At 63.5% G+C, this 26,298-nt stretch carries 26 protein-coding genes and 1 pseudogene; 16 read left to right on the top strand and 11 right to left on the bottom strand.

Going from position 1 to position 26,298, the window contains the following annotated elements; translation table 11 throughout:
* The first annotated feature begins 330 nt into the window (after positions 1–330).
* Complete coding sequence (locus tag P5W99_RS21045; protein WP_421026994.1) at positions 331–1,035, top strand: helix-turn-helix transcriptional regulator; 705 nt, start codon at positions 331–333, stop codon at positions 1,033–1,035.
* Here the strand turns inward: P5W99_RS21045 and P5W99_RS21040 are convergent.
* Positions 1,019–1,336 carry an XRE family transcriptional regulator gene (locus P5W99_RS21040; RefSeq protein ID WP_421025346.1) on the bottom strand — a complete coding sequence of 106 codons (318 nt, stop codon included), beginning with the start codon at positions 1,334–1,336 and terminating at the stop codon, positions 1,019–1,021. The genes P5W99_RS21045 and P5W99_RS21040 overlap by 17 nt on opposite strands.
* Positions 1,337–1,505: 169 nt before the next feature.
* On the opposite strand from P5W99_RS21040, the gene P5W99_RS21035 reads away from it, so the two are divergent.
* The gene (locus tag P5W99_RS21035; protein ID WP_421025345.1) at positions 1,506–2,096 is read left to right on the top strand and encodes an acyl-homoserine-lactone synthase; all 591 of its coding nucleotides are present in this window, start codon (positions 1,506–1,508) and stop codon (positions 2,094–2,096) included.
* Between the two features lie 132 nt (positions 2,097–2,228).
* Here P5W99_RS21035 and P5W99_RS21030 read toward each other — a convergent pair whose 3' ends face one another.
* Positions 2,229–3,779, bottom strand: a complete 1,551-nt coding sequence (locus tag P5W99_RS21030) for an MFS transporter (RefSeq protein ID WP_421026993.1) — start codon at positions 3,777–3,779, stop codon at positions 2,229–2,231.
* A 357-nt stretch (positions 3,780–4,136) separates the two neighbouring features.
* Between P5W99_RS21030 and P5W99_RS21025 the strand changes: the two genes are divergently transcribed.
* The 3 genes and pseudogenes from P5W99_RS21025 to P5W99_RS21015 all read left to right on the top strand — a co-directional run.
* The gene (locus P5W99_RS21025) at positions 4,137–4,607 is read left to right on the top strand and encodes a universal stress protein (protein WP_421025344.1); all 471 of its coding nucleotides are present in this window, start codon (positions 4,137–4,139) and stop codon (positions 4,605–4,607) included.
* 224 nt (positions 4,608–4,831) lie between these two features.
* Positions 4,832–5,587 (top strand): helix-turn-helix domain-containing protein, encoded by a 756-nt coding sequence (locus tag P5W99_RS21020; protein WP_421025343.1) that lies wholly within the window; start codon positions 4,832–4,834, stop codon positions 5,585–5,587.
* Positions 5,588–5,747: 160 nt separating this feature from the next.
* Positions 5,748–7,032: pseudogene (locus tag P5W99_RS21015) on the top strand (SUMF1/EgtB/PvdO family nonheme iron enzyme); the annotation flags it as partial.
* Between the two features lie 88 nt (positions 7,033–7,120).
* On the opposite strand, the gene P5W99_RS21010 reads toward P5W99_RS21015, so the two are convergent.
* On the bottom strand, positions 7,121–7,411 hold the full coding sequence (locus P5W99_RS21010) for a hypothetical protein (RefSeq protein WP_421074000.1): 291 nt from the start codon (positions 7,409–7,411) through the stop codon (positions 7,121–7,123).
* A 411-nt stretch (positions 7,412–7,822) separates the two neighbouring features.
* On the opposite strand from P5W99_RS21010, the gene P5W99_RS21005 reads away from it, so the two are divergent.
* The 3 genes from P5W99_RS21005 (at position 7,823) to flhC (ending at position 10,864) form a co-directional block, all read left to right on the top strand.
* The gene (locus P5W99_RS21005; RefSeq protein WP_434662763.1) at positions 7,823–9,760 is read left to right on the top strand and encodes an SMP-30/gluconolactonase/LRE family protein; all 1,938 of its coding nucleotides are present in this window, start codon (positions 7,823–7,825) and stop codon (positions 9,758–9,760) included.
* A 181-nt stretch (positions 9,761–9,941) separates the two neighbouring features.
* A complete protein-coding gene (flhD, locus tag P5W99_RS21000) occupies positions 9,942–10,274 on the top strand; it encodes a flagellar transcriptional regulator FlhD (protein WP_421026992.1) in 333 nt (110 codons plus the stop codon).
* A 17-nt stretch (positions 10,275–10,291) separates the two neighbouring features.
* A complete protein-coding gene (flhC, locus tag P5W99_RS20995) occupies positions 10,292–10,864 on the top strand; it encodes a flagellar transcriptional regulator FlhC (RefSeq protein ID WP_421025340.1) in 573 nt (190 codons plus the stop codon).
* Here the strand turns inward: flhC and P5W99_RS20990 are convergent.
* Positions 10,821–12,425 carry a sensor histidine kinase gene (locus P5W99_RS20990; RefSeq protein WP_421025339.1) on the bottom strand — a complete coding sequence of 535 codons (1,605 nt, stop codon included), beginning with the start codon at positions 12,423–12,425 and terminating at the stop codon, positions 10,821–10,823. The two genes, flhC and P5W99_RS20990, sit on opposite strands and share 44 nt — an antisense overlap.
* A 179-nt stretch (positions 12,426–12,604) precedes the next feature.
* Between P5W99_RS20990 and P5W99_RS20985 the strand changes: the two genes are divergently transcribed.
* The gene (locus tag P5W99_RS20985; protein WP_421025338.1) at positions 12,605–13,252 is read left to right on the top strand and encodes a response regulator; all 648 of its coding nucleotides are present in this window, start codon (positions 12,605–12,607) and stop codon (positions 13,250–13,252) included.
* Positions 13,253–13,380: 128 nt separating this feature from the next.
* Positions 13,381–13,791: a response regulator gene (locus P5W99_RS20980; RefSeq protein ID WP_421025337.1), complete on the top strand. Its 411-nt coding sequence runs from the start codon at positions 13,381–13,383 to the stop codon at positions 13,789–13,791.
* Positions 13,792–13,809: 18 nt separating this feature from the next.
* Here P5W99_RS20980 and P5W99_RS20975 read toward each other — a convergent pair whose 3' ends face one another.
* From P5W99_RS20975 to P5W99_RS20960, 4 genes are all read right to left on the bottom strand, one after another.
* Positions 13,810–14,610 carry a DUF2182 domain-containing protein gene (locus P5W99_RS20975; protein ID WP_421025336.1) on the bottom strand — a complete coding sequence of 267 codons (801 nt, stop codon included), beginning with the start codon at positions 14,608–14,610 and terminating at the stop codon, positions 13,810–13,812.
* Positions 14,607–15,251 carry a DUF1326 domain-containing protein gene (locus tag P5W99_RS20970; protein ID WP_421025335.1) on the bottom strand — a complete coding sequence of 215 codons (645 nt, stop codon included), beginning with the start codon at positions 15,249–15,251 and terminating at the stop codon, positions 14,607–14,609. The genes P5W99_RS20975 and P5W99_RS20970 overlap by 4 nt, the downstream gene beginning before the upstream one ends.
* Before the next feature lie 199 nt (positions 15,252–15,450).
* Positions 15,451–16,155, bottom strand: coding sequence for an SDR family oxidoreductase (locus P5W99_RS20965; protein ID WP_421025334.1), 705 nt, complete (start codon positions 16,153–16,155; stop codon positions 15,451–15,453).
* Between the two features lie 81 nt (positions 16,156–16,236).
* The gene (locus P5W99_RS20960; RefSeq protein ID WP_421025333.1) at positions 16,237–17,142 is read right to left on the bottom strand and encodes a LysR family transcriptional regulator; all 906 of its coding nucleotides are present in this window, start codon (positions 17,140–17,142) and stop codon (positions 16,237–16,239) included.
* Between the two features lie 154 nt (positions 17,143–17,296).
* Between P5W99_RS20960 and P5W99_RS20955 the strand changes: the two genes are divergently transcribed.
* From P5W99_RS20955 to P5W99_RS20945, 3 genes are all read left to right on the top strand, one after another.
* Complete coding sequence (locus tag P5W99_RS20955) at positions 17,297–18,763, top strand: M20 family metallopeptidase (RefSeq protein WP_421025332.1); 1,467 nt, start codon at positions 17,297–17,299, stop codon at positions 18,761–18,763.
* Positions 18,764–18,780: 17 nt separating this feature from the next.
* Positions 18,781–20,061, top strand: a complete 1,281-nt coding sequence (locus P5W99_RS20950; protein WP_421025331.1) for an MFS transporter — start codon at positions 18,781–18,783, stop codon at positions 20,059–20,061.
* Positions 20,062–20,231: 170 nt separating this feature from the next.
* A complete protein-coding gene (locus P5W99_RS20945) occupies positions 20,232–21,329 on the top strand; it encodes a branched-chain amino acid aminotransferase (protein WP_421025330.1) in 1,098 nt (365 codons plus the stop codon).
* Positions 21,330–21,449: 120 nt separating this feature from the next.
* Here the strand turns inward: P5W99_RS20945 and P5W99_RS20940 are convergent, their stop codons facing one another.
* Together P5W99_RS20940 and P5W99_RS20935 are read right to left on the bottom strand one after the other, a co-directional pair.
* Positions 21,450–22,577, bottom strand: a complete 1,128-nt coding sequence (locus tag P5W99_RS20940; protein ID WP_421025329.1) for a WD40/YVTN/BNR-like repeat-containing protein — start codon at positions 22,575–22,577, stop codon at positions 21,450–21,452.
* Positions 22,578–22,601: 24 nt separating this feature from the next.
* Complete coding sequence (locus P5W99_RS20935) at positions 22,602–22,871, bottom strand: MoaD/ThiS family protein (protein ID WP_421025328.1); 270 nt, start codon at positions 22,869–22,871, stop codon at positions 22,602–22,604.
* Positions 22,872–23,069: 198 nt separating this feature from the next.
* Between P5W99_RS20935 and P5W99_RS20930 the strand changes: the two genes are divergently transcribed.
* Entirely contained in the window at positions 23,070–23,324 is a 255-nt protein-coding gene (locus P5W99_RS20930) for a hypothetical protein (protein ID WP_421025327.1), read from the top strand.
* Here P5W99_RS20930 and P5W99_RS20925 read toward each other — a convergent pair.
* Positions 23,305–23,982, bottom strand: coding sequence for a GntR family transcriptional regulator (locus tag P5W99_RS20925; protein WP_421025326.1), 678 nt, complete (start codon positions 23,980–23,982; stop codon positions 23,305–23,307). The genes P5W99_RS20930 and P5W99_RS20925 overlap by 20 nt on opposite strands.
* A 207-nt stretch (positions 23,983–24,189) precedes the next feature.
* Between P5W99_RS20925 and P5W99_RS20920 the strand changes: the two genes are divergently transcribed.
* Positions 24,190–25,488 (top strand): MFS transporter, encoded by a 1,299-nt coding sequence (locus tag P5W99_RS20920; RefSeq protein WP_421025325.1) that lies wholly within the window; start codon positions 24,190–24,192, stop codon positions 25,486–25,488.
* A 55-nt stretch (positions 25,489–25,543) separates the two neighbouring features.
* A complete protein-coding gene (locus P5W99_RS20915) occupies positions 25,544–26,272 on the top strand; it encodes a maleate cis-trans isomerase family protein (RefSeq protein ID WP_434662752.1) in 729 nt (242 codons plus the stop codon).
* The last annotated feature ends 26 nt before the right edge of the window (positions 26,273–26,298 follow it).

Raw genomic sequence — 26,298 nt, 5'->3', positions numbered from 1 at the left:
AGCGTTATTGCTCATTTAGATCAAGTCATCTATCGAATAAGCAATAAACCGCAAAAACCTATTCTGCGCGCCTGCCGCCGGAATTTTATGGCGAAAAAACAGTAGTTTTTGTTCTGTATTTGCAGAATAAGCACGCGGACGCGCGCGATGCGCGAGCGGAAACTCAAGGCGGAAGACCTTTGCTGCGGGGAGAAAAAGACGAGCCCTGCGGAATTTAGTGATAAATTGTTACATCAGAAGAAGCAAGGCGGCAGCCTGCCCAGGCGCCGCTTGCGGTCTGGCCCACCGCCGATGGAGAGTGTTGACGTGCCTCTACATTACATTGAGCAGATGTCATCCGTGCTCGACGCGCCCGAAGATGCGGCGTGGTTCGAGGCGGTGTCTCGGCTCGCCGCCTCATGGGGTTTCGGCCAAGTCATGCTGGCCATCCTGCCGCGTCCGGGCATGCGGCTCGAGGACGCGTTCATCCGGACCAATTACTCCGCCGTCTGGCGGCAAGCCTATAACGACCACGGCATGGCATATTTCGACCCGGTGGTCGCGCATTGCACGACGCGCTCGGCGCCGCTTATCTGGTCACCTGAACTCTTCGCCACCGAACAGCAGCAATCGATGTATGAAGAGGCGCGCTCGCACGGGCTACGTGCCGGCATTACATTGCCGATCCATGGCCCGCGTCAGGAGTCGGGCATGCTGTGCTTCGTCAACGACGCCAATCCGTCTGACTCGTTCTGGCAGGACGTGGACCGTGCGCTGCCGAATCTCGTGTTGCTTCGGGATCTCGTGCTCGACACGAGCCAGCGGCACCTGAACGATCACGCCCAGTCGCTGATTCCCAAGCTTACGCCGCGCGAAAAGGAATGCCTCAAGTGGACCGCGCTGGGCAAGTCCACTTGGGAGATTTCTCACATCCTGAATTGCTCCGAAGCCGTGGTGAACTTCCACATGAAGAACATTCGCGGGAAGTTCGGCGTAAATTCACGGCGGGCGGCAGCCGTGATTGCAACCCAGATGGGCCTTATTGACCCGGGCTGAGCATGGGCGTATCGGTGCGTCGAAGCACACGTTCCGCACGGCCCAGATCGCCATCCGAAATCGTTTTGTTGAAGTACAGACCCAGCAGGATCGATACCGGCGGCGGAATCTCCGCGCCCGACTCAAACCGGCTGCCGCGTGACTGCGTCACGCCGAACCGCGCCCAGAAGCGGCGCTGGCTCTCTTTCTTCTTCTTCCGATACGCGATGATCAGGACACGGTCGATTACCGACGACAGGTCCCCTCCAGTGTGAGAGGAATTCGCGCCCGCCTGCCATTGATGATTGTCCAGAAGTTCCATTTTGACTCTCGCTGTGTCAGAGATATGCCTGATGAGTGACTGCCGCCCAGCCATTCTCCAGAACTGACCCTCCCCGCGCACCTACCTATCTTGATAGGTGTTTTTTTATATTCATAACGCATAGCTTCGATCCATACCGCTACCCCCACACGCAAACGGGAGAGTTGTCATGCAAGCTGCGATTCGGATCGGACTACGCCAAGAATTCGACAACGAAGATATCAACGAGATGTACCGGCTGCGCGCGCGCGTATTTCGCGACCGCATGGGCTGGGATATTCCCACCATCGCGGGAATGGAAATCGACGGATACGACGCGCTCGGGCCCCACTATATGCTGATCCAGGACAATGACGGCAAGGTGCGCGGCTGCTGGCGCCTGATGCCGACCGAAGGGCCAAACATGCTGCGCGACACGTTCCCGCAGCTGCTGCACGGCCAGGCGGCGCCGGCGGGCCGGCATATCTGGGAGCTCAGCCGGTTTGCCATCGAGTCGGGCAATGACCACGCGTTTGGCTTTGCCGACGTCACCATGCATGCGATCCATTCGCTGGTCTCGTTTGCCGACCGCATGGGCATTTCGCGCTATGTGACCGTCACCACCACGCCGATCGAGCGGCTCCTGCGCCGCACCGGCATCGAGGTCGCGCGGCTCGGCGCGCCCGTGCGCATTGGCGTCGAAAACGCTGTCGCGCTGGAAATCGCCGTGGGCGCACAGACCCGCAATGCCCTTTTCGGGCCGATGGCCGCCGCAGCCTGAGATCCGCCACGGCTTACGGCATCGAGTCAGACGATTTTTTATTTTGTCTGACGAATAACGCGAAGGGTGGCCAAACGCCGCTGCATTGGGCGAGCCGCCCAAGCAAATGTCAGGTCCAGTCCGGCGACGCTGTCACTCACTCACCCGAACCGATGCCGGTGCAGCGGCTACCGCGGCGACGCGGCTAAAGCGAATATGCGCGATGCGGCGCACGCACAGCGCCGCCACCAGCGCCGCGAAACCGGTCAGGCCGATGCCTAGATGAATGGCGTCAACCAGCACGTGCCGCACAGCTTCGATGAGCGCGGCACCGTCAAGGCCAGCGTCCTTCATGTGGGTCGTCAGCGCGCGGTGCAGCGCCGGGTCGATCAGCACACGCGGATCCGCGAGTTGCGGCTGCCAGCGCGCGGCGCCGGGCGCCCCCAGTACCGCGAGCGCGTCGCCGACGCCCGACGCATAGCGATGGTTCACGATCGTCGCCACGATGCTCGTGCCGAGCATGCCGCCCACCATGCGCGTGGATTGCAGCAACGCCGTCGTGATGCCGAAGCGCTCGCGCCCGGCAATCTCCTGCGCGAACACATTGAGATTGTTGAGGATGAAACCGAGCCCGATGCCCACCGCCGCCATCGCAAGCTCCAGCCACGGATGCGGCGTCGCGCGCGTAGCGAATGCGAGCCCCGACGAAGCACACACGAGCAGCCCAAAACCGACGCTCAAAATGCCCGTCGGCTTCTTCAGATGGATCACGATGCGCGTGTTGACGAGACTGCCGAGCGCAATGCACGCCGCGATCGGCGTCGCCAGCAGGCCGGCCTCCTGAGGCGAAAGACCGAACCCGCCCTGCAGCAGCAACGGTGCGAAAAAGATCAGCGAGAACATCACGAAGCCCGAGAGCGTCGAGAGGGTAAACAGCGTGACCAGTTGCGGATCGCGGAAGAGATCGAGCGGAATGATCGGATGCGTCGCGCGCCGCTCGCAAACCAGCAGGGCCACGGCCCCAACCGCCACGACAGCAATCAGCGCGAGATTGGTGGGTGTGGGGCCGTCTTTCGGCACGGCCTCGATGACGGCCTGGAACGCGCCCAGCACAAGCGCGACCAGCGCCGCACCAGTCCAATCGATGCGGACTTCGCCGGTCCGCCCATGGCGGTACGCGGGCAGATGCGCCCAAATGAAATAAAGTGCCAGTACACCGACCGGCAGATTCACCATGAAGGTGGAGCGCCATCCGAAATGCTCGGAGAGCCAGCCGCCCGACGAAGGCCCCGCTGCCGTGCCGATGCCGTAAGCCGCCGCCATGACCACCTGCCAGCGCACCCGCGCACGCGGGTCGGGAAAGAGATCGGGAATCGAGGCGAACGCGGTGCCTACCATCATCCCCCCGCCCACCCCTTGCAACGCGCGTGCCGCTGCCAGAAATCGCATGTCGGTGGCGAGCCCGCATAGCGTCGAGGCGACGGTAAACACGATCACGGCGGCAATCACGAAACGCTTGCGCCCGAAGTAGTCGCCCAGACGCCCGAACACCGGCACGGTCACGACCGACGCCAGCAAATAGGCGCTCGCGATCCACGCGTAATACTCGAAGCCGTGCAATTCGGCGACGATCGACGGCAATGCGGTACTGACAACGGTTTGATCGAGCGCGACCAGCATGTTCACGAGGCCGATGCCGAGCATGGCCAATAGCGCGTCGCGAAACGGCAAGGGGGTGTGTGCGGAAGTCACTGATTGGAATGCTGCGGCGCGCCGGTACGAAAGAGAGGCAAAGATAACGGGCTGGCAGGACATGCGCAACCGGGCAGATGGCAGAGCACCGTCCTACCTACTGACAGCGCCGAAGCGACCCAAGACGGACAACACGCCACACTCCGACGCGATTTTTTTGATATTCCTTCTGGCACATTCCATTTTTCATACTGCGGCACTGCAATTTTCTGAGCAATCATTTAAGCTTTTTAGAGTTAACGAGACACAGCACAAGATCACGGGCGGGCATGCCCCGAATCCGTGCAGTCCCACTCTAGCGGAGGCTCCATGTATCAACGCATTCTGGTAGCGGTCGACGGCAGCGAAACGTCGCGCCGCGCATTCGACGCCGCGCTCGAACTGGCGAAGGCTATGGGGTCGACGCTGCAACCGTTCTACGTGATCGAAAACACGCCGATGTATTTCGATGCGCCGGGCTACGATCCTTCCATCCTGCGCAATCAAATGATCGCTCAGGGCAAGGAACTCGCGGACCACATGAACAAGGTGCTGCGCGAGCGCGGCGTGCAGGGCGAGATGCTGACCGGCGAGGCATCCTCGCTCGACGACGTGCCCACGCTCGTGCTCAACGCGGCGAAGGCGAACGGCGCCGACCTGATCGTGATGGGCACGCATGGGCGGCGCGGTTTTCAGCGGCTGATTCTCGGCAGCGTGGCCGAGCGCTGCGTGCGCCAATCGACCCTGCCGGTCCTGTTGATTCCTTCTGCCGCAGGTGTATCCGCGACGGATACCGAATAGCCACTGGATAGCCATCCGGATAGGAAGCGCCGAATGGCCACGAATTAAAAGATAACGCTCGAATTCCCACCTTTTTGAATCCGCTTGAGCCCGATCACTTGCCGCGAAACCGGCTTCTGACAAGGCGCAAGCGGATCTATCTCATATGCGCGGCGTTTTGCCGCCATTTTAAGATTTAAGCGCGGTGTGACAATGCTCCAAAAATCGATTACAGGAGCAAGCCAATGCTGACCCCTACCGTCGTATCGCACACCACTGTGCGCCGTGCCAGCCGTAATTCCCCAACGAGCCCTCGCACTTCCGCGCGTTGCTCGAGTTGCGCCATGCGTCATCTGTGTATGCCTCAAGGGCTAGCCGCCGATGATCTGCCGAAGCTCGAAGCGCTCATCTGCAATGCGCGCAGTGTGCGGCGCGGCGAAGCGCTCTATCGCGCCGGCGACCCGTTCGACACACTCTATGCGGTTCGCTCCGGATCGCTGAAAACCGTCATGGCACACCGCGACGGCCGCGAGCAGGTCACGGGCCTGCGCCTGGCCGGCGACCCGCTAGGCATCGACGGCATCAGCACCGATTTCCACACTTGCAGTGCCGTGGCGCTCGAAGACAGTTCGGTGTGCATCATCCCCTATTCGGCGCTCAAGCACCTGTGCCGCGAAACCGGCGCCATGCAGGACCGCCTGCACCGGCTCATGAGCGAGCAACTCATTCGAGAATCGTCGCAGATGATGGTGCTGGGCTCGCTTTCCGCCGACGAACGCGTGGCAGCCTTCCTGCTCGACGTCTCAGAGCGCAACGGCCAGCGCGGCTACTCGCACGCGGAATTCAACCTGCGCATGACGCGGGAAGACATGGGCAGCTATCTCGGCATGACGCTCGAAACGGTCAGCCGAACCCTGTCAAGATTTCAAAAGCGTGGCCTGATCGACACGCAGGGCAAGCTCATCCGCATCATCGACATCGAAGGCCTGCGCCATCTGTAAACGAAGGTCCCTCACGCGCGCCGCCCCGGTTTGCGGCGTGTGGCCGGTTACGTCTCCAGAATCTCCCATTTACGCGCCCCCGCCCGGGCGCGTGTAACAGCGTTGGCACGGCTCCTGCGCAGCGGTAAAGTTCGTTCACCGCCCCAGTCAGGAGACTCGCCGCAATGCAGCTCCCGTCCCCGCCCACACTCGCCGCACGGCTCGCCCAAGCGCGCGCCGCCAGCGACGCGCTCTTTGCCGTCGTCAAGCCCGAATTCCTCTACGAACGCCCGATCCGCGAGCGCCACCGCATCGTGTTTTACATCGGCCATCTCGAGGCGTTCGACCGTAATCTGTTCGACAAACGCCTGTTCGACCTGCCGTCCGCCGATCCGCGCCTGGACCAGTTATTCGCGTTCGGCATCGACCCCGTCGACGGCGCGCTGCCCACCGACACCCCCGCAGATTGGCCCAGCCGTGCCGAAGTGCGCGACTATGCTCGCGACGCTCGCGCGCGCATCGATGCGCAGCTCGCCACGCTCGACTTGCCGCCCACTGTGTCCCAGCACGATATCGGCGCTCAATTGCTGAATGTGGCCATCGAGCATCGCCTGATGCACGTCGAAACCCTCTCCTACATGCTTCATCAATTGCCGTTCGCGCAGAAGGTCGCCCCCGCCTCGGCACGCGAAATCGCCGATCACCTCTACGTTGCGACGCCGTCGATGGTGCGCGTGCCGGCGGGCCGCATCGAGCTCGGCATGACGCATGAGCGCGGTGTCTTCGGCTGGGACAACGAGTTCGGCGAGGAGCAGGTGGAGGTGGCTGCGTTCGAGATCGATCGCTACATGGTGACCAACGGCGCGTGGCTCGAATTCATCGTCGATGGCGGCTATCGGCACAAGGCGTTGTGGAACGACGACGATTGGGCGTGGAGGGAAGCCGAAGGCATCGAACACCCGGTCTTCTGGGTGCGCACCGACGACGGCTGGCGCCTGCGCACGATGTTCGAGGATGTTGCGCTGCCGCGTGCATGGCCGGTCTATGTGAGCCACGCGGAAGCCAGCGCGTTCGCGCGCTGGCGCGGCGCCCGGTTGCCGACCGAGGCCGAATGGCAGCGCGCGGCGCACGGCGCATTGCCAGGCGCCACCGACAACTTCGACTTCCGGAACTGGAACCCTGTCGCCGTGGACGCGACACCGGACAGCGCGAGCACATGGGGCGTGGAAGGGCTATACGGCAACGGCTGGGAATGGACCTCGACGCCATTCGGCCCGCTGCCCGGATTCGAGGCATTTCCGTTCTACGAAGGCTATTCGGCGAATTTCTTCGACGGCCAGCATTATTCGATGAAAGGCGGTTCCGCGCGCACCGCGGGCTGCATGATGCGCCCTACGTTCCGCAACTGGTTTCAGCCGCACTATCAGTATGTTTATGCGGGATTTCGTTGTGCACGCAACGTGTAGCCATGAAAACATAGGTTGACGCGAAACGCGCACTTCGCACCCATGCGGGCGGGCAGTGCGCGCGAGTAAGTCGTGTCCGCATCGAAGATCAAACCGATACGAATGTTTTATCGACGGCGGGTTTCCAGTGCTCCGCAACGGCCTTGTCAGGTATGCGCACCGTGGCAAGCAGCGGCACGTAGCCATGCAGCCTTGCTTCGCTCACCGCCAGTCTCTCGGAACGGAGCAGTTCCGCCGAGAGCTTCGTCCCATCCTGGGTTTCAATGCGGTATCCATCGATGGGGCCCCACTGGCCCTTCGGCACGGGTTCTATATAAACATGCAACATCTCGTCTCTCCACAGGTTTAGAAAATTCCGGAACGCGCGAACGTTCGCCATGGCTAAAGCGTATCGGGATAAACATCGCTCGCGGCTCCATATCCGACAGAAATTAGTAGAAATAAAATTCATTAATTTCAATGAGATAGGAAAAATATATTGCAATGTGAAATTACATTCGCCCATATGCAATGCACACATATTGCATCGCCGCAGATTTTTCTGGCATACGCGACATCATTTCATAATATGAAATTTAGACGAAAGTATCGCACGCGCGAAGATTTCCTCTTCATTTAATTGCAAGGCTAATTATTCGTTATCCTTATTTTTATTCGAATCCAGGCGGCATAAAAAAATTGCGTGGCTTGTAAAGACGTAATGCGCTGCCTATGTTCATAACTGCGTCACCGTGCCCGTGCGAAGCTCCAGCGCATAGCCAAGGGCTGCCCTATTCAGGAGAGCATGCTCATGCTCGAAAGAACACGCATTCATGCTGCGCTCTTCGTCGCTACGATCGCGGCCGTCGCGCCTTCCGCCCAGGCGCAAAACGCCATTGACTGGATTGCCAATACCTATGGCACCCTCGCCGCCCATGTGGGTAACACCGCGCGTTCCATGTGGGTTGCGCCCGAAGGTGTCATCTATACGTCGTCCATGTGGGACGAGTACGAGGGTGGCGTGGCGATCTATCAGGATGGCAAGAGCTTCGGCTCGATCGGCTCGCATGGCGAATTCCAGGGCACCGCGATCACGGGCAACGCCACTTCGATCTTCGCGGCGCTGCAATACAGCAAGTCGTACGGAAGCGGCGCGGTCGGACGATACAACCGCGCCACCAAGACGCGCGACCTGCTCATTCAGGTCAGCGCAGCGAACAACCAGCCCCGGGTCGATGTAGTCACCGGGCTCGCCACGGCGGGCTCGCTCCTCTATGCAAGCGACTTCTATGGCAATCGCGTGCGGGTCTTCACCACCAACGGGGTCTGGCAGCGGGACATCTCGGTCCAAAGTCCAGGCGCGCTCGCGCTCGATCGCGCCGGCAATGTCTGGGTCGCACAGAAAAGCGAAGGCGCGGTCGTCGGCTTCAGCCCATCCGGCGCGCTACTGAACACCATCCGGTTGCCGAGCGGTTCGCGGCCGTCGGCGCTCTATTTCGATGCGTCGTTGGGGCAACTCATGGTCGGGGACGAAGGCCCCGACATGAACATCAAGCGCTACACCCTTTCGCGCACGCCCACGCTGGCGGGCACTTTCGGCGTGCGGGGCGGCTATCTCGACACCACGAAGGGCATCAAGGGCCAAGTCGGCGCGCAGCGCTTCACCCGCGTTGCAGGCATCGGCAAGGACACTGCGGGCAACCTCTATGTGCTCAACAACCCGTGGGGCGGCAGTTGGGATCTGGGCCGCGACGGCGGCACCGACGTTCATGCGTATGACCCGGCCGGCGCCCTGCGCTGGACGCTCCAGTCGCTGAACTTCGAGGGCGTCGCGGCCCCGGACCCGGCCACGGACGGCGCCCTGTTCTATGGCGGCACCAACATTTATTCGGGCAGCGCGGGAGGCACCTTCGTCGCGAACACGGTCGATCCCGTTGCGTATCCGTCGGATCCGCGCATCAACGTCAACGACACCCAGCGCGACGAGCATTTCGGCCAGCTCGTCGCCGTCGGTGCGAACCGGATTCTCGTGGCGTCCGGCCAGAATCCGCCGATTTTCTACTTTTTCCACTTCAACGCGGCGAACGGCTATATCGCCATTCCCGATGCATCGATTCCCGGCCCGGTGTTCCAGACCAGCCTGCGGGTCACCCACGGCTTCAGCCTCGACAGCAAAGGCGGCGTGTGGGCCGGCCTGGACAAGACCGGCAATATCTACCACTATCCGCTCGCCGGCTTCGACGCCAGCGGCAAGCCCAGTTGGCGAGCCGGCGTCCCCTTTCGCATTCCCGCCAGCGTCGAGCCGCTCACGCGCATCGTCTACCTCGCCGACAGCGACACCATGATCCTCGCCCAGGGCATCATCGGCAGCACCGACTGGACGGCGATCGGCACGCGCATCGAGGTGTATCACGGCTGGCTCGCGGGCAACACCACCGTGCCCAATCCAGTGATCGAGCTGCCCAGCACCGGCGCCAAGGCGATCGATGCGGCCGGCAACTATCTGTTCGTCGGCTATTGGTTCAGCAGCATCAGCGGACCGGCCAGGCCAAACATCGACGCCTTCAGCCTGACGACCGGCAAGCTCGACGCCACGCTGGTCAACCCCCGTCCCACGACCGTGGACGCCAGCAGCGCCATCGATTCGATGTACGGCATCCGGGCCTACCTTCGCTCGACCGGCGAGTACGTCGTCACGAAGAACAATGTCAAGGGTAACAGCGTCACGGTGTATCGCTGGACGCCCTGAATTCGTCTGGCTATGTAGGAAAACGCTGACAGCCCTACTGTTGCGACTACATCAAGTTCGCTGGCCGCTGATTTCATTTACCCCCCGCCAAAGCAATACTTCCGTCACTCGAGCGACACACGATCGCGCCAGCGCCAGCCGGTCGCCGGGAAACATCGAAGTGGCCCTTGAGCGGGGGAACATCATGAATAGCGCCGACACTCTGCAGTCCATTCAGGAACTCAATCTGTCCTACCTCGCGCTTGCGCAGCGCCTGCTGCGCGACGACCGCCCGGCGGGCATGTTCCGGCTCGGCCTGTCCGAGCAGGTGGCCGACCTGCTGGCCGGGCTGACGCTGGCGCAAATCGTCAAGCTCTCGGCCTGCAATCAGTTGCTGTGCTTCTTCCGGATCAACGACCATCAAATGCTGTCCGTGCTGGCGACGCCCGGAAAGGACGCCAACAAGCACATCGATATTGCTCACACACATGCAGCCGTGCTGCTCGCGGGCCAGCCCGCCGAACAATTCGCGTGACCGGACTGAGGCGAGCCATGGCCAGGATCAGCATTATCGAAGACGCAAGGGAAGTGGTGCGCGCAAGCGCATTGATCGAACTCGGCGCACGGATGCAGGTGCTCGAAAGCGAGCTGGCACTGCCGCGCGACCGGTTGATCCGGCTCTACCACGAGATCAAAGGGGAGTCGCCGCCAAAAGGCATGCTGCCGTCTTCCGCCGACTGGTACATGACGTGGCAGGCCAACATCCACGCCTCGCTGTTCTACAACACGTATGTGTTCCTCAAGGACTCGGCGGGCTGCTCGCATCTCGACGCACTCACCAAGGGATTTCGCCTGTATCGGGAACACTGCATGCACAACAGTCTCGAGATGCAGCTCGATCTGACCCGCGCCTGGACGCTGGTGCGCTTCTTCAACGGCGGAATCCTGCAGTTAACTTCATGCCGCCGCTGCGCGGGCAAGTTCGTGATCCACAAATACGATGCACCGGAGGGCAAGGTCTGTGCGATTTGCCAGCCGCCTTCACGCGCGGGCAAGCCCGCGAAGGCCAAGCGGCCCCTCCCTACACCGGTTCCTCTCGATTCAGAGCGCTCGCCGGCAGGCTGACCGACAAGCGGAATCCCTCACCCGGCGCCGTATCGACCGACACCGCGCCGTTCAATTGCCGGACCCGCTCGCGAATGCCGAGCAAACCGAACGACTGCTCCTTGTGCATCGCGCTAACCGCCGAACCGCGCCCGTTGTCGGCCACCCCGACCCGGCACGCATCGCCGTCCAGCACGACCTCGACCTGCACTTCGGTGGCTTCCGAATGCTTGGCAATGTTCGTGAGCGCCTCTTGGACGATCCGGTACACCGCCGTGGCCGCCGCCGAATCGATATTCAGATCGTCGATGTCGATGAGCAGATCCACCACGATCCCATTGCGGCTTTCGAAATCGCCGGCGAGCCATTCGAGCGCCGGCACAAGCCCGAGGTCGTCGAGCACGGTCGGGCGCAGCCCCGCCGCGATATGGCGCACCGATCTCACGGTTTCGTCGATCAGCGTCATCATCGAGCGCGCCCGGCCGCGCAGCGCGGGCGCCATCGTGCGGTCGTCGAGATCGCTTTCGAGCATCGTCAGGTCGATCTTCAGCGCGGTCAGCCGCTGACCGAGATCGTCGTGCAGCTCGCGCGCGATGCGCTTTTGCTCCTCCTCGCGCGCCGCCTGGATACCCGCCGAGAGATGCCCCAGATGCTCGAGTTCCTTCACGCGCATGCGCTCGCGCATGTCCCGGCGCATGTCGCGGCGCGTGAGCGCGACGAGCCGCGCATAGAGCGTGCCGCTCTCGACCAGCAGCACGATCAGCACGAAGCTCGCCGCCAGCAGGCCATATATCCGCCCCGCATAAAACCCGAGATCGAAGCGGCCATGGTTGAGCATCGCGGCGAGCGCGATGTCGATCATCCACGCCACCATCACGACCATCAGCCACATGTCGAGCGCCGTGCGCTTGCCGTGCCGCCACAGCATGGCGAGCGCGAACGGGCTCGCCAGCCACACCGCGCCGATCACCCAGCGGTACGCCCAGGTAAAGCGCCCGTTCACGAGCAGATCGGGCAGCAGCGCCTTGCCCATCGTGGCGAAGGCGGTCAGGACGCAGACGAGCGCCGCCGCAGCCAGCACGCACCATGCGATCGATGCGCGCGCGGAACGCCGCGGCATGGCGCGACGTTCACCGTGAGCGGCCTTGCCGAGCAGCACATAGGCCGTGACGAAGCAGGGAAAACCGGCGTGCCAGAACATATAGATCCACGCGGTGCTCTGCGAGCCGGCGCCTAGCAAGCCGGCGGGCGCGAACAAGCCCGGGAACGTGAGGCCATGCACAATGGTCATGCCGGCGGTGAAGAGATAGCCGCTGCCGAGCGCGAGCAGCGCACGCGAGCGCAGCGAACTGAACTGGCCGAACAGCAGCATGGCCGTAATCAGGTCGTTCATCACCAGCGCCGATTCGTAGATCGGGATGAATGCCCCCACCACCGGCAGCGGACGCTTCGCAAACGGCGCAAATACCGCGAATAGCGCGCAACTCGCGAGAATGACCGTGAGCGCGAGCCGCCGCTCGCTGCGCCCCGCGGGCAAGGTCGAAAGAAACATCTGGTTGCCGTCGTCTCGATCGCGACCCATGCGCCTGCCTGGAAAAGAATCGGGAAAAGGCATTTGAGCAGAGGATGCATGTCGAAGGCAACTATTGCATACTGGCTCCTGGCAACAGGATTACCCGCAGCGGGATGACCCACAGCGACTCGCCGTAGCCATCGCATGACTTTCCCGCGACCAGCGGCACAGCTGGAGGACACTCACTCATGATCCAAGTTTTGATCGCCGACGACCACGCGCTCGTGCGTGACGGTCTACGCCATATCCTGCAGAACGCCAGCGGATTCGACGTGGTCGGCGAGGCGCGCGACGGCGCGAGCACAATCGCGCTGATCCGCTCGACGCCGGCGCGCGTGCTGCTGCTCGATCTGTCGATGCCGGGACGCAACGGCGTTGAGTTGATCAAGCAGATCAAGGAGGAAAAGCCCGAACTGCGCATCCTCGTGCTGACCATGCACGCCGAGCAGCAATACGCAGTGCGGGCGTTCAAGGCCGGCGCATCCGGCTACCTGACCAAGGAAAGCGCTGGCGCGGAACTGGTCTCGGCCGTCACCAAGGTGGCGGCGGGCGGCGTGTACGTGAGCCTGGCAATGGCCGAGCAGTTCGCGCAGAGCCTGAACGAACCGGCCGACGCACTGCCTCACCAGCGTCTCTCCGACCGCGAGTTCGACGTGTTCCGGCGCCTGGCCGCCGGCGAGACCATCACCGAAATCGCCCAGGCGCTCTGCGTGAGTGCGAAAACGGTCAGCACTTACAAAACGCGCATCCTGGAAAAAATGCGTGTACCGCACGAGGCCGCGCTCGTGCGCTATGCGATGCGCCACAAGCTCTTCGAAGATAACGACGAGGTCTAGCGCGACCCGGTCTGGCGCGCCTCCATGCCGATTGGGTAGGAATCCGCCTACACGGCTTCCGTTTCGCCTACCCGAAGTTCAACCGTCGCCGATTCCCTTGCGCGACGGCGGGCCCGATACTTCGGCACATGGACGCGAACGCCAAATTGACTGAATTGACCGTCTTCCTCGTCGAAGACTCGGCATCGTTGCGGCGCCGGATCGCGGCATTGCTCCATATGGTCGACGGCGTCCGCGTGGTCGGCGAAGCGGAGGACATCCAGACTGCACTAAGGTGCATCGCCGCGTGCCGCCCCGCTGTCGTGATTACCGACTTGCGCTTGCCCGGCGCAAGCGGGCTCGAATTGATATCGGCACTCGCCCGCCGCGGACCGCCGGTGGTCACGATGGTGCTGACCAATCAGTCGAGCCAGCCCTTTCGCGAAGCCTGCCAGGCGGCTGGCGCACATTACTTCTTCGACAAAACCCAGGAGATCGACAAGGCCCGCAGGGCCATCGAGCGCCTGGCCGAGGCGCACCGCCGGCGTGCGGTGCTGTAGCCTCGCTCCGCGCATCGCTTACACGAGCAGCGTCGCGCCCGCCCACACGATCAATACCACGCCCAGCGCGTGACCGATGCGCTCGCCGCCGGGCAGGATCTTTTCCACGAAAACGATCAGCGAAAGCGCCGCGATCCACAGCACGTTCATGACACCGCCGACAAATAGCAGCGCCATCAGCAGCCAGCAGCAGCCGACGCAGTACATCCCGTGCCGCACGCCGAGCAGGAAACCACCCGCGACACCGGAGCGCCCATGCCCGATCAGGAAATTGACCGGCGAGCGGCACTGGTGGAGACAAGCGCGCTTGAGCGGCGTGAACTGATAGATGCCGGCCGCCGCGAGAATGATCGCGGAAAGCGCCGCACTCTTCGACCACAGCATCATTGCCGAAATGAGACCGCGTGGTTGCAGGGTCATCTGCAACCACGACGCGCCAATCGAAAACGCGAGCCACGCGCAGAGATAGCCGGCCAGAAGCCCTAGCGAAAGCACTGCGGCATACGATTCCGATGCGCCGCGATGCCGGATGACACGGCGATACAGCAGGATCAGCGGCAACGCGCTGGGCGTCATCATCGCGATCATCATGATCCACCACATGACGATCACGGCGGGCAGCGACATCGCCATGCCGCCGCCGCTGGCGAGCCGATGCGGGAACAGCGCCGCCGCTGTCATGGCCAGCGCCGACATGCCGGTTCCCGCCCCTGTCCACACGTAATACCACGACGCCGCCACCACGCCGGCAACGCCGGCACAGCCAGCAATGCCGGGCGCCGTCAGCGCATGACCACGCCAGCGAACGACCGTGTTCATACCGCGGCGCGATGCCGGATCGGCCCCTGGTTGTTCAGATGCAGGCGCGCGAACTGCGCATAGGTGCCGTCCAGTTGCAGCGCGATGTTGCCTTGCGAGCTGCCCGAGCCGGAGCCGATTTCGGCAAGCTCGTATTCGAAACCGTTCGGCAGGTCGATGCGCACGCGATGCTCGGCGCCGGTCGCCGGATTGCGAATCGGCTCGCCGACGACGTCGAAGACACCTTCGACATGAACCCGGCCGCGCCTCGCATCGACATCGGCTTCGAAATCGATCTTCGTGAAGATCGGCTCGAACGCCTGCTCGATCGTCGATGAGTAGACTGCGAACATCGTGGCGAATGGTTCGGTATCCTGACCTGTCATGATCTTCAGGATAGCGTCGCGTTGTTCAGGGCTGGCCCGCTCGTCGACGATCGGCTGGCACTTTCCCCTGCCTTCGTGAACCGCTCCGGGCCATTGAAATACCACTGCGATATTGATGCCGTCGAGCCGCACGTCGCCGTAGAAGCCCTGGGCGATGGATATCGCTCCCATGGCCTCGCACCAGCCACGAGTCGGCAGCGCATTGAACTGGCAAGGGCAACCATATGAGCAATTGCAACTGATCAACTCGGTGCCCTGGATTTCCCAGGAAATCACGGTCGTTCTCCTGTCATCGGCGCCTTGCCCTTTGATTTGCTTGATGAAAACCTCGGCACGCCGGGCTGCGTGATTTGAATCTAGTGGACGCCCCAGGCAAAGTCAAAGCCGTGGCGCGCGGTTATTTTCCACGCGCCACGAGTTCAAACCGACGGGTTCAGACCGACGTTTTCAAACCGACGTTTTCAAACCGACGTTTTCAAACCGATTTGGTCACGCCGCCATCGACGCGGATATTCTGGCCGGTAATGTAGGCCGCGCCATCGGAGGCCAGGAACGCAACAGTGGCAGCGATTTCCTCGCTCGTTCCATAGCGCTGCAGCGGCACGGTTTCGCGGCGCGCTTCCTGCGCGGGCAGGCTGTCGATCCAGCCCGGCAGCACATTATTCATGCGAATGTTGTACTTGGCCTGCGTATCCGCGAAGAGCTTTGTGTACGACGCCAGGCCGGCGCGGAACACAGTCGAGGTGGGAAACATCTCGCTCGGCTCGAAGGCCCAGGCGGTGGAGATATTGATCACGACGCCGCCGTGCTGCTTCTGCATGATGGGCGCAACGAGCCGCGTCGGCCGAATCACGTTCATCAGGTAGGTGTCCATGCCGCGATGCCAGTCTTCGTCGGAGATATCGAGAAGCGGGCCGCGCGGACCATGGCCCGCGCTGTTCACCAGCACGTCGACGCGGCCCCAGCGCGACACGGTCAGGTCGACGAGCTTGCGAAGGTCGTCGTTCGACTGATTCGAGCCCGTCACGCCCACGCCGCCGAGTTCCGCCGCCAGCGCCTCGCCCTTGCCCGAGGACGAAAGAATCGCAATCTTGAAGCCGTCGGCAGCCAGGCGCCGCGCGGCGGCCGCGCCCATGCCACTGCCGCCCGCGGTAACCACTGCCACTTTTTCTACTGTCATGGTGTTGATCTCCGAATGTTGGACCACGCCCAGAATATGCGCACACAATGCGCTGCGTACCGAAAAGAACCCAAAATCTGGTCACGCCAATGACGCGCTTTCGATCTCCGCGATCAACGCCTTCAGCACCCCCTCGATCGGCCGGGAAAGCCGCCGTTCGCGCATCGTCGTCACGCAGAGATTGCGCTGATTGAGCAGCGGTTCGTCGAAGCGCTTTGCGATCAGCGAGAGATCGCTGCCGAGCCCCGCGAGCGAGAGCTTGCTGCCCAGCGTGATCGCGCCGGCCAGCGAAGCAAATGCATGCAAGGCGCTCGAACTGTTGCTCGTGAGGATGGGTTCGAGCGTAATGCCATGGCGCGCACAGCACTCGTCGAACAACTGGCGAGCAGTATTGCCGCGCGCTAGCAGCGCGATCGGATAGTCGCGCAGATCCGCAAGCGTGATCGACGCGTGGCGCGCCAGCGGATGCCCCGGCGCGACCAGCGCGCAAACTGGCGACTCGGCGCTGTATTCCACATGGACCTTCGCGGGGTCTCCGCTCGAAAACGACAGCCCCAGATCGACTTCGCCGGTGGCCACCCACTGCTCGACCTGCGAAGGGGTGCCCGAGCGCATATGGAAATGCACCTGCGGCGCAACGGCATGATGCTCGGCCAGCACATGCGGCAGGAACGAGCGCGTGAACCCCTCCGTGCAGCCGATGCGCACGATGCCGCTCCCTAGCGCTTGCGCCGTGGCGATCTCGGCGAGCACCGCGTCGCCTTCGAGCAGCGCGCGCCGCGCGTGCCCGGCCAGCCGCTCGCCTGACTCGGTCAACACCATGCCGCGCGGCATGCGCTCGAACAGCGCCGTGCCCACGTCCTCCTCAAGCTTGCTGATCTGCCGGCTGATGGCCGAGACGGCCACGTGCAGGTTTTCCGACGCCGCCGCCAGCGACCCCGTGCGCGCGACCTCGACGAAGTAGCGCAAAGCAATTCCATGAAGCATGGGCTGATCCGTTCAATGCGCATCGAGCGCGTTGCCATTTCGGCAATGCTAACTGCAAATATTGAAATTGTTGCGAATTTTTGATCTTCCTAGACTGGCTGCATTGCGTGCAATTTATTGCAGTTTCCCGCGCGAGCGCCAGAGAGGAGCCCCTTTGACCGAATCCCGACAAATCGCCATCGACCGCGCGCTGCGCATCTATGACAGCGGCGCGTTTCTCGCCGATCTCCAGCGCCGTATCGGTTTTCGCACGGAAAGCCAGAATCCCGCGCAGGCCGCCGCCGTGCGCGCCTATCTCGCCGAAGAGGTCACGCCCGCACTCGCCCCGCTCGGCTTCACGAGCCGCATCGTCGAAAATCCGGCAGCCGCGCGCGCGCCGATGCTGATCGCGGAACGCATCGAAGACCCGGCCTTGCCGACCGTGCTGACCTACGGCCACGGCGACGTCGTGCGCGGCTACGACGAACAGTGGCGCGAAGGCCTCGCGCCATGGACGATCACCGTGGAAGGCGACCGCTGGTACGGACGCGGCACCGCCGACAACAAGGGGCAGCACTCCGTGAACTTCGCGGCGCTCGCCGCCGTGCTCGGCGCACGCGGCGGCAAGCTCGGCTACAACGTGAAGCTGATCTTCGAAACCGGCGAGGAAATCGGCTCGCCGGGCCTCGACGACGTTTGCGCCGCGCACCGGGACGCCCTCGCGGCGGACGTGTTCATCGCCTCGGACGGCCCACGCGTGCTGGCCGAGCGGCCCACGCTGTTCCTCGGCTCGCGCGGCGGCGTGACTTTCGAGCTGCTCGTCGACCTGCGCAAAGGCGCGCATCACTCGGGCAACTGGGGCGGCGCGCTGCGCAATCCGGCCATCGTGCTCGCGCACGCGATCGCGAGCGTCGTCGACAAGCGCGGCGCCATCGCCGTGGACGGCCTGCGCCCGCCGCCGATTCCGGCGAGCGTGCGCGAGGCACTCTCCGACATCGTGCTCGGCGGCGACGAAGACGCCCCCGCGATCGACCCGGACTGGGGCGAGCCCGGCCTCACGCCCACCGAGCGCGTGATCGCCTGGAACACGCTCGAAGTGCTCGCGTTCAAGTCCGGCAATCCCGACGCGCCCGTCAACGCGATTCCGCCCATGGCCAAAGCGACCTGCCAGCTGCGCTTCGTGGTCGGCACGGACGCCGCGCGCGCGGGCGAACACCTCGAAGCGCATTTTGCGCGGCTCGGCTTCAGCGACGTGCAAGTGCGCGTCACGCAGACTTCGGCGGCCACGCGCCTCGACCCCGACGACGCCTGGGTGCGCTGGGCGCTCGAATCGCTGCGCACATCCACGGGCAAGAAGCCCGCGCTGCTGCCGAACCTCGGCGGCACCGTGCCCAACGACGTATTCGCGTACACGCTCGGCCTGCCGACGCTCTGGGTCCCGCACTCGTATCCCGCTTGCGCGCAGCACGCGCCGAACGAGCATCTGCTCGGCTCGGTCGCGCGCGAAGCGCTCGCCGTGATGGCAGGACTCTGGTGGGACCTCGGCGACGACGCCGCGCGCCTCGCCGCCGGTACAACCGCAACAAGTCCGCAAGCAAAAACGAAACCGCAAGCGCCGCAATCCTCCGGCGCCCTGCTCTGAGAAAAAGGCCCGCCAACATGTCCGCCAGGAAACCCGTGAGCCTCGTCAGGCTTGTCATCGCCACCTCCGCCGGCAACGCGCTCGAATGGTTCGACATCGCCATTTACGGGTTTTTCGCGGTGTACATCGGCAAGCACTTCTTTCCGGCCGTCAACGAAACCGTTTCGATGCTGCTCACGTTCGGCACCTTCGGCGCGTCATATCTCGTGCGGCCGATCGGCGGCGCGGTGCTGGGCGCCTATGCCGACCGGCGCGGACGCAAGGCGGCGATGATGCTCTCGGTGGTCCTCATGATGGTGGGCACGGCGATCATCGCGCTGATTCCCGACTACGCGGCGATCGGCGTAGCCGCGCCGCTCGCGGTGTTCGCCGCGCGGCTCATCCAGGGCTTTTCGGCGGGCGGCGAGTTCGGCGCGTCCACCGCCATGCTGATCGAGCACGCCCCGCATCGGCGCGGCTTCTTCGCGAGCTGGCAGTTCGCGACTCAGGGCCTCGCGACGCTGCTCGCGGCCTCGTTCGGCTTTGGGCTCGCGCGCATCCTGACGCCCGCCGATCTCGCGGCATGGGGCTGGCGTCTGCCGTTTTTCTTCGGATTGCTGATTGGTCCGGTGGGTCTCTATCTGCGCAGCTACATCGACGACGCCGAGGACTTCAAGCGCGCCGAGCGCACCGAGACACCCGTGCGCGACGTGATGGCCAGGCAAAAGCGCCTCCTGCTCACGGCCATCGGCCTGCTGACCGTCTCCACGGCAGTCAACTACCTGCTCCAGTACATTCCGACCTTCGCGATCCGCCAGCTCCATCTGCCGGCGGCGACCGGTTTCGCGGCGACCATGGTGGGCGGCGTGATTCTCACGGTCGTCACGCCGTTCGCGGGGCATTTGTCGGACCGCATCGGCCGCCGCACGCAAATGACCTGCGTGGCGGTGCTGTTACTCGTCAGTGCGTACCCCGGCTTTGCGTGGGCGACGAGCTATTCGAGCGCGCTGCCGCTGTTCGTGCTGATCGCATGGCTCGCGCTTTTGAAATCGATCTATTTCGGCGCGCTGCCCGCGCTCATGGCCGAGATCTTCCCGGCCGCGACGCGTGCGACGGGCATGTCGATCGGCTACAACATCGGCGTTACCGTGTTCGGCGGCTTTACGCCGGCCATCGTCACATGGATGCTCAGCGCGACGGGCGACAAGAGCGCGCCGGGCTACTGGCTGATCGTCACCGCCATGATCAGCCTCGCCGCGCTGGCCTACGTGAGCCGGGTGAGCGTCGCGGCCCCGGTCTCGCCGCAGGCGGCAGCTTAAAAGCGCTCGAGGGCGCTTACCGTGCCCGCCCCGCGGAGCCGGCATCGCTCGAACTGCGATAATTGCGGGAAACCCAGACGCCGGACTGCCGAATATTCGCCGAACCCCGCGATATCTGGTAGAACATCGGCCTGGGCTTTTTCGATCAATAACCGCGAGAGACGACGCAAATGAACACCCCCCGTCCCCTTGAAATCGCCGTGGAACGGCACCCGAATCCCACGCCGGCCGATGAAATCGCCGCCCGGCTGACCAATCCGGTGTTCGGACGCGTTTTCACGGATCACATGGTCACGATCCGCTGGACGGAAGGCATTGGCTGGCACGACGCCAAGGTGGAAGCGCGCCGCCCGTTCCAGATCGACCCGGCCTGCGCGGTGCTGCACTATGCACAGGAAATTTTCGAAGGCATGAAGGCATATCGCGGCGAAAATGGCCAGATTTCGCTGTTCCGCCCGCAGGAAAACGCCAAGCGCTTCCGCAACTCGGCCGCGCGCATGTCGATGGCCGACTTGCCCGAAGAGCTGTTCCTGCGCGCCGTCGAGGCACTTGTCGACATCGACCGCGCCTGGGTGCCGGGCGGCGACGGCAGCCTCTACCTGCGCCCCTTCATGTTCGCCAACGAGAGCTTCCTCGGCGTGCGCGCCGCCAGCGAATACATCTTCTGCGTGATCGCCTGCCCGGTCGGTCCCTATTTCAAGTCGGGCAAATCGGCGGTCACGGTCTGGGTTTCGGACCAGTACACGCGCGCGGCGCCGGGCGGCACAGGCGCAGCCAAGTGCGGCGGCAACTATGCGGCCAGCTTGATCGCGCAGACCGAGGCGTCGGCGCATGGCTGCGATCAGGTGGTCTTCCTCGATGCCGCGCAGCATCGCTGGATCGAAGAACTCGGCGGCATGAACGTGTTCTTCGTGCTAGACGACGGCTCGCTCGTCACGCCGCCGCTTTCCGGCACGATCCTGCCGGGCATCACGCGCGCGTCGATCATCGAGCTGGCACGCAAGGAAGGTCTGACCGTCAACGAAACGCCCATTTCGTTCGATGACTGGCGCGACGGCGCCGCATCGGGCCGCGTCAAGGAAACGTTCGCGTGCGGCACGGCGGCGGTCGTCACGGCGATCGGCACGGTGCGCCATGCGGGCGGCGAGTTCTCGATCGGGGACGGCGGCGAAGGCGAAGTCACGCGCAAGCTGCGCACGCTGCTTACGGGGATTCAGCGCGGCAAGGTCGCGGATCCGGCGGGCTGGGTGTGGAATGTGAAGGGGTAATCCCTTTTCGGGGGCGCTCGTGCACACCGAATTGCCGAACGCCCCTGCTCGATCAAGCACGCAACTGCATCACACGCATGTCCATTACGGCCATCGCATCAGGATTTTGATCAGGAATCCTCACCCAAACCGCACGCAATAAATCGGCGGAAAATGCGCGGAAACCTGGTGCCAGTTTTCGCCACTATCGCTGGAAGTCCAGAGTGCGCCGGTGGTGGACCCCATCGCGAGACGCGTGCCCGAGTCGTCCACGACGAGGCCGTGCCGATACACGAGGTCATAGGCCGGCGCGGGCGGCAAACCGTTGGAGAAACGCTCGAACGTGCGGCCACCATCGCGCGTGCGCGTGACCACGAACTTGCCGTCGACCGGGATCCGGCAGGCGTCCTTCACGGCCGGCACGAACCATGCGATGTCGGGCTCGCGCGGATGCACGGCCACCGCGAAGCCAAAGCTCGACGGCTGCGCTTCGATGCGCTGCCAGTGCTCGGCGCCATCGGTCGAGCGGAAGATCGCGCAGTGATGCTGAGTCCACAGCACATCGGGGTTCGACGCACATTGCACGACGCGGTGGGGGTCCTGCACATTGGCTTCGCCGCGCCGCTCGGGCGGCATGTAGTCGGCTTCCATGCCCTCGGAACTCAGTTGCCAGTTCGCGCCGCCATCGACGGTCTGCCAGACGCCGCCACACGAGATGCCGATTGTCACGTGACGGCTGTCGCGCGGATCGACCATCACGGAATGGATGCCCGGCGCGTCGTAGCCGCCGCCGAACCATTCGGGACGCTCCGGACGCTCCCACAGCGCGCGGTTGAGTTCCCAGCTGTCGCCGCCGTCGCCGGAGCGGAACAGTCCTCCGGGAATCGTGCCGGCCCACAGCACGCCCCGCTCGTCCGGGCCCCCCGTCTCTAGCGACCAGATTTGCTGCAGCGTCCAGGGTGGCGATGGCGGGCGGGGCTCTGCGTCGCTCGCGCCGTTGCTCGCGCGCGCCTCCTCGGGCGGCTGCGGCGGGTAGACCGGAACCGCGCATTCTTCCCATTCGGTCATGCCCGCGCGCATCCGGTGCAGCTTCACGCCGAAATGACCGAGATTGAGCGCGGCGTAAAGCGTCCCGTCGCGCGAGTCCGGTAGCACCATGCTCACCGGCTCGCCCGCGAAATGCGGCGCGCCGTACGTCCAGCCGCCCGCGCCATCGTGTTGCAGTATGAATAGACCCTTGCGCGTGGCGACAAATAATCGATCGCTCATGTGGAATGTCTCCTGGGCGGATAGCTACCCGCCCGACAACGCTTGAACGACGTAGACGCGGCTTGCCTCGCTCAAGGTGTCGGAAAGATGTTGCCGGTCGCGCACGGGGTGGCCATCCACGAACACGGACAGATGCCGCCGCAGTGCGCCTTGATCGTCGAGAATGTAACCGCGCAGCCTCGGCTGCGCGGCGAAAACGGCCGCGAACGCTTCGCCCAGCGTGCGCGCGTCGATCTCACGCTCGGGCGTTGCGACGTGCCGCTGAATCGAGGCAGCGAAGAATATATGGGCCATGGCGGACCGGCGGCGCGGAAAGGCCGTCGCCGCCGGTTTTGTAGTTTAGGCGATTTGCCGGGCGAGTCCATGCAGGCAACCCGTGAAGCATGCGCGGTACGCGCCCGCCGCCAAACCTGGCACAATCACACATGATGTACGCACTCACGAACGGTTCATCACCGCAAGCTCAAGAAACGCCCCAAACCCAGGACCCCCATGGCCCCGCTGGTCGCCACACTCGCTCTATTGATCGTCGTCTTTGTCCACGTGAGCCTTCCTCGCGTCACGCCCCGAGGGCCGAAGCGGCTCATCGCGCATGCATCGCTGCTGCTCGTGGGTTTGGGGTTCGGTGTAGTCAGCGCGATGCTGACTGGCCCGGCTGCGCCGCCGTGGGCCGTGATCGCATGCGGCATGGGCATCGTTCACGTGCCGGCGCTATGCCTGCTCGTGCTCAAGCGCATGAGGCGATGACTTCATCCCGCGCAGCAGGCGCACTGGCGCGCGCCCGATTCAACACCGCGAGCACCTCGCTCGCCGTATTCTCCGAATGCTCGCGCAAAATCCGCGGTAAATCAGCGTGCGCAGGATCTTCAAGCGCAGCCAGAATCGCGTCGTGCTCATCCATCGATTCGGACCAGCGCAATACGTCGGTATTCGCCGCGCCACGCGCGCGATGCACTTTCGACATCAGCGTCGCGTAGATATTCGAAAGCACCGGATTCCCGGCCGCATCCACGATCATCTGATGCACCTGCTGATTCAGCCGGAAATACTCCAGCCGCTTGCCCGCATGGTGGCACTCCACCATGCGCCGGTGCTTCGCGCCGATGGCGGCCACCTGGGTGATGCTCATGCGCTGCTGCAACAACGCCCCCGCCATCGCTTCGAGCCCGTGCAGCATCTCGAAGGTGCTGGCAAGGTCCTCGAGGTCGATCGCCGCCACGCGGTAACCGATGTACTGCCGGTGCGTCACGCGCCCTTCCGACACCAGCACCTTGAGCGCCTCGCGCAAGGGCGTTTTCGACACGTCGAATGCCTGGCACATTTCCTTTTCGTCGATGCGCGCGCCCGGCGGCATCTCGCCTTCATCGATCATGACGCGCAAGCGCGCAGCGACCTCCGCAGCCATGCCGCGGGTGCGCAACAACAGGGGGGAGCTATTCGACTGACTATTCATGGCAATAGCTTAACATGCCCCTGGTACATACCCTGAATATCTAATCAATCTTATATAAATCAATACGTTAGTGTATTTGTAATTATAGATTCTTAATCCTATACTCTGTCGGACGTTGCGCGACGCCATGAAAACATCCGCCTCTCCCAGGAGCTGTTCATGTCAACAACATCCGGTGTGGCCGCCATGGCGGCCCACAAGTCCAGCGTGCGCTGGAAGATTTTTCTGGTCATGCTGAGCCTCATTTCGATCAACTACATCGACCGCGCGTCGCTGTCGGTTGCCATGCCGCTGATCTCGAAGGAGTTCGACGTCGGACCGGCCATGGAGGGCCTCATCCTCAGCTCGTTTTTCTGGACCTATGCGTTCATGCAGATTCCGGGCGGCATGCTGGCCGACCGTTTCAAGCCGCGCATCGTGATCGCCTGCGCCACGGTCTTCTGGGGCTTCTTCCAGGCCATCGCCGCGCTCTGCACGAACGCCCCGGCCCTGCTGCTCACGCGTCTGGGCCTTGGCGCATCCGAAGCGCCGATCATGCCCGCGGGCGGCAAGCTCAACGCCATCTGGATGACGCAGACCGAACGCGGCCGCGGCGCCACCCTGCTCGACGGCGGCGCGCCGCTTGGCGCGGCGCTCGGCGCGATCCTGATCACCGGGCTCATCGCCATGCTCGGCTCGTGGCGTCTGGCCTTCGCGGTCGCGGGCATCGGCACCGTGCTCGCCGGCATCCTCGCGTGGTTCTATGTGCGCAACACGCCGCGCGAACATCCGGGCGTGAACGAACTGGAAGCCGCCTATATCGAGGAATCGCACGCACAAGACGCGGCGCTCGAACCGGCCTCGCTCTCGGGCCGCACGAGCGACTTCTTCAAATACCGCTCGGTGTGGGGCATGTTCTTCGGCTGGATGTGCTTCAATACGGTTTTCTACGGACTCCTGACCTGGATGCCAAACTATCTGCACATGGTGCACGGCTTCGACATCAAGCAGATGGGCGGTTCGAGCTTCATCATCTTTTTCAGCGGCTTCATCGGCGAGCTGATCGGCGGCTGGATCGCCGACAAGTGGAAGGCGGCGGGCGGCCGTCCGAATGTCGTGATGCGCACGCTGTTCGGCGTCGCGGCGGTGATCGCCACCGTGTCGATCTTTTCGGTCGCCTACGTGACCAATGCGGTCGCGGTGGTCGCGCTGCTCTCGACCACGCTGTTCTTCCTGCGCTGGTGCGGTCTTTACTGGTGCATCCCGTCTTCGCTCGGCACGCGCAGCAAGATCGGCTTCCTCGGCGGCTTCATGAATCTCGGCGGCAATATCGGCGGCATTTCGGTGCCGATCATCGTCGGCGCGATCGTCCAGCTCACGCACTCGTACTTCCTCGCGCTGATGTTCTTCGCGGCGGCCGGTGTCGGCTTGCTGGTGTGCTCGAGCGTGATCGACTACGAAAAGAAGATTCCGGTCTGACGCGATCCGCTGCATGCCGCTTCATTTATTCAGCCATTCATCTTTAGATATCGACATGAACAAGCGCACTCTTCTCGGCATGCTCACGCCGTCGTCCAATACCGCGCTCGAGCCGCTCACGAGCGCGATGGTCGGGGGCCTGCCCGATGTCTCCGCACACTTCGCACGCTTTCCCGTGACGGAGATTTCACTCTCGGACCAGGCACTCGGCCAGTTCGACGACACGAAAATCCTGCAAGCCGCCGAATTGCTCGCCGACGCCAAAGTCGATGTGATCGGCTGGAACGGCACGTCCTCGGGCTGGCTCGGCTTCGAAGCCGACGAGCGCCTGTGCCGCCGCATCACCGAGGCCACCGGCATCCCCGCCACGACCTCCGTGCTCGCGCTCAACGAGATCCTCCGCAAGACCGGCGCCGAAAATTTCGGCCTCGTCACGCCCTACCTCGAAGAGGTGCAGGAAAAGATCGTCGCCAACTACCGCAGCGAAGGCCTGAACTGCATCGCCGAGCAGCACCTGGACCTGAAGGTCAATTTTTCGTTTTCCGAGGTCACGGCCGACCAGATCCGCGAGATGGTGCTCGCGGTGGCGGCGGCCAAGCCGCGCGCGATCACGACGTTCTGCACGAATCTCAAGGCTGCGCATCTCGTGCGGGCGCTTGAGGAAGAGACCGGCATTCCCGTCTACGACACGATCTCCACGGTGGTCTGGAAGTCGCTTCAGATCGCGGGCTATGACACCCGCCAGGTCAAGGGTTGGGGGCGGTTGTTCAGCGAAGTCGTTTAAGGACCGGGCAAACGCGCTGCGTTATC

It is taken from the genome of Paraburkholderia sp. A3BS-1L (genome assembly GCF_051125215.1).
Lineage (GTDB): Bacteria > Pseudomonadota > Gammaproteobacteria > Burkholderiales > Burkholderiaceae > Paraburkholderia.
This window is presented reverse-complemented; position numbering and strand designations above follow the sequence as displayed.